The organism is Allorhizobium sonneratiae (assembly GCF_023700755.1).
Classification (GTDB): domain Bacteria; phylum Pseudomonadota; class Alphaproteobacteria; order Rhizobiales; family Rhizobiaceae; genus Allorhizobium; species Allorhizobium sonneratiae.
The window spans coordinates 62,844-76,085 of the sequence record NZ_JAMKOJ010000006.1; the positions used below are offsets into that span (position 1 = coordinate 62,844).

General features: G+C 59.3%; 10 protein-coding genes. 3 read left to right on the forward strand and 7 right to left on the reverse strand.

Features of this window, described 5'->3' with window-relative positions; genetic code table 11:
• Positions 1–7: 7 nt before the first annotated feature.
• Entirely contained in the window at positions 8–3,961 is a 3,954-nt protein-coding gene (locus NAC44_RS12395) for an amino acid adenylation domain-containing protein (RefSeq protein WP_250941176.1), read from the reverse strand.
• A gap of 233 nt (positions 3,962–4,194) precedes the next feature.
• Between NAC44_RS12395 and NAC44_RS12400 the strand changes: the two genes are divergently transcribed.
• Both NAC44_RS12400 and NAC44_RS12405 read left to right on the forward strand, forming a co-directional pair.
• Complete coding sequence (locus NAC44_RS12400; RefSeq protein ID WP_250941177.1) at positions 4,195–5,310, forward strand: GNAT family N-acetyltransferase; 1,116 nt, start codon at positions 4,195–4,197, stop codon at positions 5,308–5,310.
• Between the two features lie 45 nt (positions 5,311–5,355).
• Positions 5,356–6,534, forward strand: a complete 1,179-nt coding sequence (locus NAC44_RS12405) for a PLP-dependent transferase (RefSeq protein ID WP_250941179.1) — start codon at positions 5,356–5,358, stop codon at positions 6,532–6,534.
• On the opposite strand, the gene NAC44_RS12410 is transcribed toward NAC44_RS12405, so the two are convergent.
• Positions 6,535–8,430 (reverse strand): bifunctional sugar phosphate isomerase/epimerase/4-hydroxyphenylpyruvate dioxygenase family protein, encoded by a 1,896-nt coding sequence (locus NAC44_RS12410; RefSeq protein ID WP_250941480.1) that lies wholly within the window; start codon positions 8,428–8,430, stop codon positions 6,535–6,537. It lies immediately after the preceding gene.
• 94 nt (positions 8,431–8,524) lie between these two features.
• On the opposite strand from NAC44_RS12410, the gene NAC44_RS12415 reads away from it, so the two are divergent.
• The gene (locus tag NAC44_RS12415; protein ID WP_250941181.1) at positions 8,525–9,223 is read left to right on the forward strand and encodes a TetR/AcrR family transcriptional regulator; all 699 of its coding nucleotides are present in this window, start codon (positions 8,525–8,527) and stop codon (positions 9,221–9,223) included.
• Between the two features lie 9 nt (positions 9,224–9,232).
• Here NAC44_RS12415 and NAC44_RS12420 read toward each other — a convergent pair whose 3' ends face one another.
• Genes NAC44_RS12420 through NAC44_RS12440 form a run of 5 tightly spaced genes read right to left on the reverse strand, consistent with a single transcriptional unit; the run spans position 9,233 to position 13,114 of the window.
• Positions 9,233–10,102: a shikimate dehydrogenase gene (locus tag NAC44_RS12420; RefSeq protein WP_250941183.1), complete on the reverse strand. Its 870-nt coding sequence runs from the start codon at positions 10,100–10,102 to the stop codon at positions 9,233–9,235.
• 42 nt (positions 10,103–10,144) lie between these two features.
• Positions 10,145–10,909, reverse strand: coding sequence for an amino acid ABC transporter ATP-binding protein (locus NAC44_RS12425; protein ID WP_274706881.1), 765 nt, complete (start codon positions 10,907–10,909; stop codon positions 10,145–10,147).
• A 13-nt stretch (positions 10,910–10,922) separates the two neighbouring features.
• Positions 10,923–11,753 carry a transporter substrate-binding domain-containing protein gene (locus NAC44_RS12430; RefSeq protein ID WP_250941482.1) on the reverse strand — a complete coding sequence of 277 codons (831 nt, stop codon included), beginning with the start codon at positions 11,751–11,753 and terminating at the stop codon, positions 10,923–10,925.
• A 31-nt stretch (positions 11,754–11,784) separates the two neighbouring features.
• A complete protein-coding gene (locus tag NAC44_RS12435; protein ID WP_250941185.1) occupies positions 11,785–12,435 on the reverse strand; it encodes an amino acid ABC transporter permease in 651 nt (216 codons plus the stop codon).
• Positions 12,436–12,445: 10 nt separating this feature from the next.
• The gene (locus NAC44_RS12440) at positions 12,446–13,114 is read right to left on the reverse strand and encodes an amino acid ABC transporter permease (protein ID WP_250941187.1); all 669 of its coding nucleotides are present in this window, start codon (positions 13,112–13,114) and stop codon (positions 12,446–12,448) included.
• Positions 13,115–13,242: the final 128 nt, after the last annotated feature.

Sequence of the window (13,242 nt, forward strand, 5' to 3'; positions counted from 1 at the left end):
GGTTGTTTCAGGCCTCGAAAGCCTGATCGAGCCGTCGGGCAAAGCGCTGGTGAAAGGGCGTCCTGCCGATAATGGTGAGGTGATTGGTGCCGGTAACCAGTTCCGGCGCCGTGGCGTTTGGCGAAAAGCGCCGCCAGTCGATGACATTCAGCGCCCGCGTCAGCGAATCCTCGGCGACAAAGGCATGGATGCGGTCTTGCGACGGCTGCAGCCGGTAAGTGCGGAAAATCATCGCATTGTCGATCAATATCCAGAACGTATGCTCTTCAGAGCCGATATCGGGACCATCGGTCGGCAGCACCACCTTGTGCTTGATGATATGGGCGAGAAACTGCTCATAGACCTCCGCATCCATGGCCGAAAACAGTCTCTGCCAATCCTCGCGCATCGGCGTGGTTTTGAGCCAGTCCTGCACCGCTGCATGGGTTTGCTCCCGGACGCACGGGGCAAAGCGCGGCATCAGACCAAGGGTGAATTCCTCGTCCATATCGCAGACATCGACCATGCCGATCATTTTCAGATCGATATCATCGCCCAATTGCCGCGCCGCCTCATAGGCGAGCAGCCCGCCCCAGGACCAGCCGAGAAAGGCGCAAGGCCGTCCCTTTGCCTCACGCCGCACCGCCTCGGCATAACGGGCGGTGATGTCCTCGACACGGGTGCTGAGCGTCTTGGTTTCCGTCAGCGAATAGCAGATGAAGCCGGTGGCCGGTTGATCCGGGCCAAGATAATCGACGAGCCGCATATATTCGCGGGTGCTGACCAGCAAGCCGGGAAAGCAATAGAGCAAGGGCCGCTCGCCGCTGCGGCGCAGATAGACCATGTCGAGCGTGCCTTCGTCGCGGCTCTTTTCCGTGGCCAGCGCCAGATCGCGCACCGTCGGATAGTTGAACATGTCGGCAATGGTCAAAGGCCAGTCGGGATGCCGGCTTTTCAGCTTCGAAACGATGCGCACCGCCGCCAGAGACTGGCCGCCGATCTCGAAGAAGTTTTCGGTCACGCCGATCTCGGCCAGATCGAGCACCTCGCACCAGACGGCGGCAATCGTCTTCTCCCGTGCCGTTTCCGGCGCAACCATCTCGCGCGCCATCACCGGAGCAGGCAGGGCGGCACGGTCGAGCTTGGCATTCGGCCCCATCGGCAGGCGCTCGAGCAGCATGATGGCCTGCGGCACCATATAATCCGGCAGGCCGGCAAGCGCGGCGCGGCGCAGTTGCGTCACCGTCAGCTCTTCCCCCTCACGCGGCACGACATAGGCGACCAGAAACCGCCGTCCGCCCTCCTCATGCAACAGCACCACCGCCTCGGCCACCGCCGGATCGGCGCGCAGCACCGCCTCGATCTCCCCCGGCTCGATGCGATAGCCGCGCAGCTTGATCTGATGATCGACCCGCCCGGCAAACTCAACGATCCCGTCTTCACGCCAGCGGCCAAGGTCCCCGGATTTATACATTTTACCGCCTGAGGGGGCATAAGGATCGGTGACAAAGCGCTCCGCCGTCAACTCCGGCTGACCGAGATAGCCGCGCGCCAGACCGCTGCCGCCGATATAGATCTCGCCGATCACCCCGACCGGCACCGGCTGCAGATCCTGATCGAGCACATAGATACGCCGGTCGCCTACACCCCGGCCAATCGGGGCGACAGTACCCTCGAACCGGGTTCCGGGCGTGATTTTCCAGATCATCGGCGTCATGATGGTTTCGGTCGGACCATAACCATTGATCAGCATCTCGGCCTTGAGATTGGCGCTCAACTGGTCGAACACCGCCTGCGACAGCGCCTCGCCGCCGAAGGAATAAAGCCTCAGCTTCGGGATCACATGATCCCCGGCATATTCGGCAAGGCCGCGCACATAGCTGGTGGGCAGGCTGGCATTGTTGACGCCGTAGCGGCTCATCAACTGATAGGCCTCTTCCGGTGTGGCCAGCCGGTCGTCGCTCAACACCACGCCGCCACCGGCCATCAGCGGCACCATCCAGCGCTCATGACCGCCATCCGAGGTGAAGGGCAGAACCGGATATTCGCAGGAGTTCTCGCTCATCTCATAGATGCGCAGGGTCGCCTTGAGGTGATGAGCAAGCGGGCCATGCTCAACCGCCACCCCTTTTGGCACGCCGGTCGAGCCCGATGTGTAGATCACATAGGCAAGCTGGTCGGGCGCTATCTGCCTGTGCGGCGAGTGACTGCTCTCGCCGGAAAGATCGAGATTATCCAGATCGAGCACCGGCGTTTTCACATCCCCCGGCAGGCTGGCAATGAAGCGTTTGCGCGAGATCACCAGTTCAAGACCGGGTGCCGTCAGGATATGACGGTTGCGTGCTTCCGGATGGTCAGGCTCGACAGGGGTGAAAGCACCGCCTGCCTTCAGCACCGCCAGAATGGCAATGATCGCATCGATCGATTTCGGCAGCGCCACCGCCACCCGCTTTTCCGCCCCGATGCCAAGTGCGATCAGGCGGTGAGCCAGCCGGTTGGCAGCCACCTCCAGCGCACCATGACTGATGGTTTTGTCTCCCTGCGCCACGGCAAAGGCATCCGGGCGGCGTCTCGCCTGAGCGGCGATCACCTCATGCAGCGGCATGCCGTCATCGACCTCGGGCCTGTCCGGATAGGGGGCCGAAAGCCGGTCAAGCGTGTCTTTCGTCACGAAAGCAATTCTGCCGATCGCTGTCTGCGGCTCTTCTTTCAAAACCGCCAGCGCTTTCAGAAAATCGTCAATGAAACGGGCGACATGACGGGCATCGCAATCCTTCGCCTCGAAACCGAAGCAGATGCGCCGCAAGCCTTTTCGTGCCGGGAAAACCGTCACCACCAGCCCGGCGTCACGGCGGGCGGGCGGCTCGACCGATCGTTCCACTCCGGCAAGCTCTGCGGACGCGGAACGGACATCGAGCAGGGTCTTGACCAGCGCCGTGGTCTCAAAACTTTCATCGCGCCAGCGCAGGGCATCGGCCAGAGCTTCGAAACGATAGGCGTGTGCGGCTTGCCTCTTCAAGACATCGAAGAGATGCGAACGGGCATCCATAAGCGTCATCGCGCCATCGATCTCGCCCATGATAATGCGAATATCCTCAGTCCGCACCGCCAGGCGCACAGCCTCAGGGCGGGTGACAACGCCGATACGCTGAGCATTGCAGCCGCAATAGCGCCGCAGCGTGACCGCAAGGGCGGCAAGCAGATCCGCTTCGTCGACATCGTCCGCAACCGTGGCGTCCAGTTCCCGCCAGCTCTCTTCGCCAGCAAGAGGCGCCGCCAGCGGCACGAGGCTGGCAAAGGTCTCCTGCGCCGTCAGGCGGCGATACCAGTCTTCCACCTCTGCTTCGGTGGGATGCGACAAGGCCGCCTGTTCGGTGAGCCAGTCCATCGCGTCGGCAATGGTCTTCGCGGCCTCCTCACCCGGCCGCTTGTCGGGCGCCAGAAGGGCCGTAGCAATCAGGTTCAGCGCCTGCGGGTCGGCCAGCAAAGGATGCGCCGCAATCAACAGACCCTGCACCTTGTTGTCGCCCGTCAATAGGGTGAAGCGCAGCAGAGCCTCGCCCTTCAGCTCCAGCGGACGCGCCTGTTCGGCGGCGGCAAGGGCGAAAAGCGCCGCCTCCACCGTCTCGCCCTTCTTCAGCACCTGCTCGATGGTTTGAACAGGCGCAGTCCGGTCGATGGTCTGAAACACCAGACCGCCGGAACGAGCCTCGAAATGGCGGCACAGCAAAGCCTGCCGCTCCGGCAAGACCGCCAGCGCCTGTGTGAAAGCGGAAAGATCCTGCGGCGCGCATTCCAGAGCCTTCGGCGCACAGGCCAGAGCCTGCGGTGCACAGGCCAGACCCAGGGTCTGCCAGCCGAACACGCCGCCATTACCGGTATCGCACAGCCGCCATATGCGCATATCGGAGACGGAAAGAGGCCATTCCATGGCTGGTGTAAACGCGCCACCAACCGCTTTTGCCCGTTCATAGATCGTCATATCGCCTTCCACCTGCTCGCATGTTCTGCCCACTTGAGAGCGGGCACAGACTGAAACCATTGCGGTGATGACGAATGGGGCCGGAGAAATTCAGAGGGCGATGACGAAATTTATTTTGATCAAACCGCATGAATTCTGGCTGTCTTCATTCGTCCTTACCCAGATTGCCGATGGAGCGGATGGTTGAACCATAGACCAAGCACCGCTGGCGGCGTGTTTTCAGGAGACCCTTCATGGATGCATCCAGCCCCTCGTCCCGTCTCAGCCTTAAGCTGCCGAAAGACGGGTTTGTCAGCCAATCCCTGGCCTTCGATCCACCGCTGATCGTCAGCCATGATGCCGGGCGCTTGCGTGTGACACGCGACGGCAGACAGTTGCTGGAGATCATGACAAGCAGCGGTCAGGGGCAGGATCTCGCCCTTCATCTGTCGGGCAGCAGCCAAACCTCCGATGTGGCGCTTTCAGCCCTTTTTGAAGCGCTCTTCACCTGCAATCCCATGCTGGATCGGGTCGAGGTCCATCTCGATGATGAAAGCCTGACGCGCCAGCTTCTGCAACACGGCCTACTTATTGAGGATGAAAACCGGCTGCTCTGCCGCCCTGAAATGCTGTTTCAGTGCGCTGATCTCTGGCTCGGCGACAGCGGACCCGCCTTTCCGGCGCTGCCGGTCATCGGCAAGGGTGTCGTTCATCCACTGCGCCCGCCCAAACCGGAAGGCCGTGTCTATGCCCGCTTCATTCCCTGGCTTGGCAAGGTCTTGAGCTTTCATGTCGCCGATGTTGAAGCCGATCTGCCGCATTTTCACCGCTGGATGAACGATCCGCGCGTCTCCGCCATCTGGGAGGATCAGGGCGATCTTGCCTATCATCAGAATTTTATCGAGAGCCGTCTTGCCGATCCGCGGACCCTGCCGCTGATCGGCGCGTTTGACGGCAAGCCCTTCGGCTATTTCGAGCTTTACTGGGCCAAGGAAGACCGCATCGGTCCCTATTATGACGCGGACGACCATGATCGCGGCTGGCATGTGGCCATTGGCGAGGATGACGTGCGCGGCAAGGCCTTTGTCAGCGCCTGGTTACCTTCCCTGATGCATTACATGTTCCTTGCCGATGCGCGCACAGGCCGCATTGTCGGCGAGCCGATCCACCATCACAGCCAGCAGATCAAAAATCTCGACCGCTCGGGTTTTGCCAAGATCAAACATATCGATTTTCCGCACAAAAAGGCGCTGCTGGTCATGCTGCTTCGGGAAAAATTCTTCATGGACAGGCTGCTGTTCCCCGATCTGACGGGGCTTGATGGCGAACCTGCGCCCTGCGGTTCTCTGCCACGACAATCGGCCGCATAAATCTTTGCGATCAAACGATTTATCCTTTAACGAAAAGATGAGACGATGAACGAGAAACCCCGTTTCGATGCCGAGCCTCTGAACCTTCCCCAGGGCCTGACTATGCCGGGCGGCGATCCCTATGATGCCGCCGTGCCACCGATCTACCAGACCTCGCTCTTCCTGTTCGACAGCTATCGTGAACTCGAAGATGTCTTTGCCGGACGCTCGCCGAAGCCAATCTATTCACGTGGCGACAATCCGACCGTCATGCTGCTCGAAGAAAAACTGGCCGCCATGGAAGGGGCAGAGGCTGCCCGCGCCTTTTCCTCCGGCATGGCCGCGATTGCGGCCTCGGTTCTCGCCTTCGTCAAACCCGGCGACCGCATCGTCACCGTTCACCACGTCTATAGCGATGCCTTCCGCTTTTTTGAAAAAGTGCTGAAACGCTTCGGCGTTCTTGTCGATTATATCGACGGCAGCGATACCCAGGCCATGCTGGCCGCCCTGCCCGGCGCCCGCCTTGCCTATCTCGAAAATCCGACCTCGATGGTCTTTGCCATGCAGGACCTGAAAGCCATTGCCGAGAGCGCCAGACAGCATGGCGTCGTCACCATCGTCGACAATTCCTGGGCCACACCGCTCTATCAAAACCCGCTGGCGCTCGGCATCGATCTCGTCATTCATGCCGCCTCGAAATATCTCGGCGGCCAGAGCGATACGGTTGCAGGCCTCGTGGCCGGGTCGAAAGAGCTCATCGGCGCGATCAACCGGGAGATCTATCCTTATACGGGCGCGAAATTATCTCCCTTCGAGGCATGGCTGGTGCTGCGCAATCTGGAAACCCTCCCCTTCAGGATGCGTCACCATCATGAGGCCGGGCTTGCCGTTGCCCATTGGCTGAAAGACCAGGACAGCGTGACGCAGGTCTTCCATCCCGCCTTCAGCGGTCATAAGGGTCTTGCAGGCTTCAAGGGCTTTGGCGGCCTCTTCTCCTTTGAGGTAGCGGAAAACATCGATATTCCCGCCTTCGTCGATGCCTTGAAACTGGTGCGCATCGGCGTGAGCTGGGGCGGGCCGGAAAGCCTTGTCGTGCCGGTAAAGGCGGCGATGAGCATTTCCCCCGAAACCAATGTCTTCGTCCGCTTTGGCGTCAGCCCGCGTACGATCAGGCTGAATGTCGGCATTCACAGCAGCCAAGATATCATCGCCGATCTTCAGCAGGCTTTGCAAAAAGCCGGATGATTAGCCTTTCGGCATGCCATCCGGTTTGAGAAAACGCCGTTGCGCGGCAATACGGAATGGCGCGTTCATCGCGCCATAGCCCGCATAGCCACCGCGGCGCTCAACAATCTCGAAGAAAAAGCCTTCACCGAAGGTCCGGCTGTAAATCTGGAAATACTCCCCATTGTCATCGCGGTCATAGAGAATGCTGTGGGCGCGCAGCCGGTCGGAAAAATCCGGTTCCAGCCCGAGACGCGCTTCCAGATCGTCATAATAATTGCGCGAGATCGGCAGCGGCTGAAAGCCGCGCTTTTCCAGGGCTTCGGCGGTGGCAAAAATATCTCTGGTCTCAAAGGCAATATGCTGAATGCTCGTGCCAAACCCTTCGGCCAGAAATTTTCCGGCAAAGGTCTTGCGGTTGTCCGCCCCGTTCATGGTCAGGCGGAAACCCGGCTGGTCGAGACCTTCCACCGCCTGACTGCGCACCAGCCCACCCGGATCGATAACATCGACCATCGGCGTGCGTCGCGTGGCGAAGATCGAGGTGTAGAACAACAGCCAGGTCAGCATTTCCTCATAGCGGGTCGTCTGGGCCAGATGATCGATACGGAAGAGGCCGGTATCGATGGCGCTTTCCGCCTGTTCGACCGGCAGAAACTCCTGCGCCCAGATCCCGGCAAGCTCCGGCGTGTCGTCGAGAAAATAGATGACGCCATTGCCCACGCCCTGAATGGCCGGCACCGCCACCTCGCCCGCCCGGCGCGGTTCGGCAAAGGTAGGCGCACCAAGCGCACTGGCACGGGCAAGGGTTGCGGCGGCATCGCCAACCTTCAGCCCATAGGCATAGGCATTGGTCCCATGCACGGCATAAGAAGACCCGGCAAAACCATCCGTATCGGTGTTGATGACGATGCGGATATCGCCCTGCTGGTAAAGATCGACAGCACGGCTGCGGTGGCGTGCGGTTTTGTCGAAACCGAGCGTGCAGAGCAGCTCTTCGAGATTGGCCTTTTCATCGCTTCCTGCGGCAAATTCAACGAACTCCACCCCTTTTGCCTCGATACGAGGCGGCATGGCGGGCACGGGCAGGGAAAGAGACGGTTCGGCACGCCCCACCTGGTCCATCAAGTGGATCAGCGACCGATGCCCATCCTCGGCAATGGCGCGGGCCGATCCGCCGCGAAACTGATCGTTGAAGATTTCCAGTGACAGCGGACCGTTATAGCCGGTGGCCGCCACTGCCCGCATGAAGTCCACCACCGGCAGATCGCCTTCGCCCGGCATATTGCGGAAATGGCGACTCCAATAGAGCAGATCCATGTCGATCAGCGGCGCATCGGCCAGTTGCACGATGAAAATCCGGTCACCGGGAATGGAGCGGATGCTGTTGACCTCGATCTTGCGCGCCAGCGTGTGGAAGGAATCGAGGATCAAACCGATATTTTGATGATCGGCGCGGCGGACGATTTCCCAGGCATCGCGATGATCGTGAATGTGACGCCCCCAGGCCAGCGCCTCATAGCCGACGCGCAGGCCGCGTTTTTGCGCCCGCTCGCCCAGCGCATGAAAATCCGCCGCTGCCCGGTCGATGCCGCCAAGAGAAATCGGCGAGACATTCGAGCAGATCAGCATCAGATCCGTGCCCATTTCGCCCATCAGATCGAATTTTCGTTCCGCCCGGTCGAAGGCGCGGCTACGCTGCGGCTCCGGCATGCCCTCGAAATCACGGAAGGGCTGGAACAGCGTAATCTTCAGCCCGTGATCGGCGACCATGCGACCGACCTCTTTCGGCGAGGCATCGAAGGTGAGAAAGTCATTTTCGAAAATTTCAACTCCGGTAAAACCCGCTTTGGCGATCGCCGCCAGTTTTTCGGGAAACTCACCGCTGATCGAAACGGTGGCAATCGAGGTCTCGATCCGTGTTTGCGGAGCTGCAATGCCGGTCTTCATCATATTGCCTTCTCCTGACGGCTAATGTACGAACTGGTTAATAGTTGATCGGATCAAAAGCATGAAACAGGCCAGCACGACGCAGGACAATCGCGACATACGCCCGGCCCGGCGTGATCCTGAAGGCGTTCGCCGCGACATCCTGTCGGTGGCGATGGAGGAATTTTCCGAAAACGGCCTGTCTGGCGCGCGCATCGACGAGATTGCCGCCCGCACCCGTACCTCCAAGCGCATGATCTATTATTATTTTGGCGACAAGGAAGGGCTTTACCAGCACGTTCTGGAACAGGCCTATGCCCATGTGCGCGAGGGTGAAAGCGAGCTTGATCTTGAGGGGCTCGATCCGGTGACAGCGCTCGACCGGCTGACGCAATTCACCTTCGATCATCATCGCAAAAACCCCGCTTTCATCCGCATGGTGATGATCGAGAACATTCACAAGGGCCGGTATATCAACCAGTCGGCCATCATCCGCCAGTTGAACCGGCCTGTGATTGAAGCCTTGCAATCTGTTCTGCTGCGCGGGCGCGAACACGGCTGTTTCCGCCCCGATATCGAGGCGCTGGAACTGCATTGGCATATCAGCGCGCTCTCCTTTTTCAACGTCTCCAATCAGGCGAGCTTTTCCTTCATCTTCGGCAACAGCCTGTTCGAGCCCGAGGGCCAGCAGACACTGTCCCGGCATGTCGCCGACATGGTGCTGCGCTATGTGCTCAAGCCCGACCATATCCATCTCATCGAAGGCCTGTCCGGGAGCTGATGCGGTCATTCATGCGGCCCGTTCGCTCCGCCACATATCGGCGAAATGCGCGGTCATGCGCTCGGCATCCGGTTCACGCCCGCAAAACAGCTGAAACGCGCCGACGGCCTGAAACACCGCCATGCCGCCGCCGGGCAACACCTGGCAGCCCTTCTTTTCCGCCACCGCCAGCAATTCTGTAACCAGCGGCATATAGACGATATCGGCCACCCAATGGCGCGCCTCGACAAGCGAAGGATCGACCGGCAGGCCCGGATGGCTTTTCATGCCCATCGGGGTGGCGTGAATGAGCCCATCGGCAAAAGGCAAGGATTGCCCGGCATCGGCAAGAGCAAAGGCCCTGTCCTCGCCAAATCGCGCGTTAAGATCCGCCGCCAGATGGTCTGCGCGAGCTTTGTCGCGGTCGACAATATCGAGCCGCCCGATCCCAAGCTTCAGCGCGGCATGGGCCACAGCAACACCTGCGCCGCCTGCGCCAATCAACAGTGCCCGGTCTCGTCTTGCCTGGGGAAGACCACGTTTGAAGCTCTCATAAAACCCGTACCAGTCGGTGTTGTGGCCAATCCGTTTTCCTTGCCTGAAGACAACGGTATTGACCGCACCCAGCATCCGCGCATCCTCGGAAAGATCGTCGAGATGAGCCATCACCGCCTGCTTGAAAGGATGGGTGATGTTGGTTCCGGCAAAGCCGCGGCTTTCCAGTTCGCTCAGAAGATCAGGCAGTGCCGTCTCCGGCAGATGCCGCGCGGCAATATCAATAAGCTCATAGGTATAATCCAGCCCATGCGCTGCCCCCTCGCGCATATGCAGGGCTGGTGATTTGGAAAGTTGGATATCGGCCCCGATCAGGCCCACGCGATAGGAAAGAATGTCTGTCATGGCTTATATACCTGATAGAGGAGGCAAAAGCTCCGGCTCCCATTAATGATGGGCGGTTATCTCGCCGAGAAATGCCTGGGTTCTGGGATGCTGCGGTTGACGGAAAAAGATATCCGGCTCCGCCTCTTCGAGAATTTCGCCAGAGGCCATGAACACGACACGATCCGCCACCTGCCGGGCAAAGCCCATTTCATGAGTGACGCAAATCATGGTCATGCCATCCTTTGCCAGCGATATCATCGTATCGAGCACTTCCTTGACCATTTCCGGATCGAGCGCCGATGTTGGCTCGTCAAAGAGCATGGCCTTCGGCTCCATGCTGAGCGCACGGGCAATGGCAGCACGCTGCTGCTGACCGCCTGAAAGCTGGGCCGGATATTTGTCGGCCTGATCGAGAATGCGTACCCGCTCGAGATAGGTGCGCGCAATGTCGAGTGCTTCAGCCTTCTGCAAGCCCTTCACCCGCATCGGGGCGAGAATGCAGTTTTCCATGATCGTCTTGTGTGGAAAGAGATTGAAATTCTGAAACACCATGCCCACCTCGCGGCGAACAGCGTCGATGGCACGCCCACTGTCGGTGAGCTTGACGCCTTCCACCGTGATCGCACCTTCCTGAATATCCTCAAGATGGTTGATGCAGCGGATCAGCGTTGATTTTCCCGATCCGGACGGCCCGCAAAGCACGATTTTTTCACCCTTTGCGACCGTCAAACTGACATTTTTCAGGGCATGATAGGCTCCATACCACTTGCCGACACCGTTCAGCGCGATCAGGGGCGCCTGCTCGGTCATATTGTCCCGTGCCATGGAGCCCTCCTCTTTACTGTACCGTGAAAGGAATGTTCGGAATCGATGCGGGGAATTGCGGAACCGGTCGCTTCATCCATTTGGTATAGATCGGCTTAAGCTCACCGTCGGAAATGATCTTCTTCAGGAAGGCATTGACCGTTTCGTTCCAGTCCTTCTCACCGGGACGGGTGCCCGCACCATTATACAGCGTAACGAGATCGATCTTGCTTTCATACTTGCCCTTGCTGGCCTGATCGAGCCGGTCACCATAAAACTGGTTGCCGCCAACGGCCTGCACCTGACCCGACAGCAGCGCCTGGATGGTGGCGGCATCGTCATCGAAACGCAGGATAGTCGCCGTCTTGCCGACCGCCGCTGTCACGGCATTGTCCTGAGCGCTGGATTTCGGCACACCGATGGTCATCCCAGCGAGATCCTTGAAGGTTTTCATCACCTTGTCTTTCGGACCATAGAGCGAGATCACGTTTCCGGCATAGGGAATACTGTACTGGATGGTTTTGGCCCGCTCCGGCGTCATGCCCATAGTCGCGAAGAGCACGTCGACCTTGCCGGTCATCAGCGCCGGAATGCGGTTGGCTACCGCCAACGGCACGAACTGCACCTTGACGCCAAGATATTTGGCAAAGGCCTTACCGATATCGGCATCGAAACCATCCTGCTCACCGCTGGAATTGATGAAGCCCCAAGGCGCATTATCTCCCTGAATGCCGATCACCACCGTCCCGGCCGCCTTGGCCTCGGCCACGCTGCGCGCCGAAGCGGCAGATGGCAGGGCAAAGGGCAAAATGGCTGCCATAGCCAGCAAGGCACGCCTTGCAATCTTGAACGTTGTCAGTTTCATCATGGTCTCCTCCTTTAAAAACCTGTTCTGATTATCGCGATGCCGTCTGCAGCCGTCTTTCAAGCCTTGCGCCCCACAAAGACAGAGGCCAGCAGATCAGAAAATACAGCGCGCCCACGATGGCAAAGACTGTCAACGGGCGGAATGTCTGGTTGGAAATCACCTGGCCGGCGCGCGACAATTCGATAAAGCCGACAATGGCGGCAAGCGATGTCCCCTTGATCAACTGCACCAGAAAGCCGACCGTTGCAGGCAGGGAAATCTTGAAGGCCTGCGGCAGCACGACATCTTTCATCAGCGAGGTATAGTGCAAGCCCAGCGCCCGTGCCGCCTCGGTCTGGCCTTTCGGCACGGCCTGAATGGCGCCGCGCCAGATCTCGCCGAGATAGGCGCTGGCATGCAGCGTAAAGGCCAGAGCGACCGCCACCCAGGCATCGACATTGAGGCCAAAGAGCGCAACACCGTAATAAACAACGAAGAGCTGCATCAACAGCGGCGTCCCCTGAAAGACGGCGATATAGGCCAAGGCCAGCCGCGACAGCGCTGAACGCTCCGAAACCCTGAGCAGAGCAATGATCAGCCCGGCCACACCGCCGCCAACAAACCCGATGGCCGTCAGCGCCAGCGTCCATTTCAGCCCTTGCAGAAGGAAGAGAAACTGATCGATCCCGATAGACGACATGGTTTTCTCCTCACTTCACCGGATAGCTGAAAAACATGCGATTGACCGCCGCAAACATCGCCATCATCAGCGCGGAAATCACCAGATAGATCCCGGTAATCGAGAAATAGACCTCGAAGGACCGGAACGTATCGGCCTCGATCTTTTGCGCCACCGAGGTCAATTCGTAGGCGGAGATCGATGAGCAGACCGATGTGGTCAGTGTCAGCATGACAAACTGGCTGGTCAGCGACGGGTAAATGGTTCTCAGCGCCGGCTTCAGAATGATGTGACGGAAGATTGCGCCCCGGTGCAGGCCAAGTGCAAGACCGGCCTCTATCTGCCCCTTGGGGATCGCCTCGACACCACCGCGAATAATCTCGATGGCATAGGCGCCGCCGTTGAGCGCCAGGGCGACAATTGCGGTCACGGTCGGATCGAGCTTGATTCCAAACTGCGGAAGCGCAAAAAAAATGAAAAAAATCTGCACCAGAAAGGGCGTGTTGCGCACAATCTCAACAAAGGCAAGCGTTGCCCAACGCAGTGCGGAAAAGCGGGATTTGCGCGCCAGAACGCCGAAGATGCCGATGACCAGGGCAAGTGCCATGCCCGCCAGCGCAAGGCCGATTGTGGCGAGAGCTCCGGCCAGCAGTGACGGCAGCCGATCATAGACCACCGAAAAATCAAGACTGTATGGCATATTCACCTCCCGGCCCTGCAATGCATGGGCCACCTCACGTCACGCCAGCTGGATCAGATGATCACCAGCTGGTTCATGCATGTTCCCATCAGGCTGAAGCTCCACCCTCTTCCCGATAATGTTTGTAC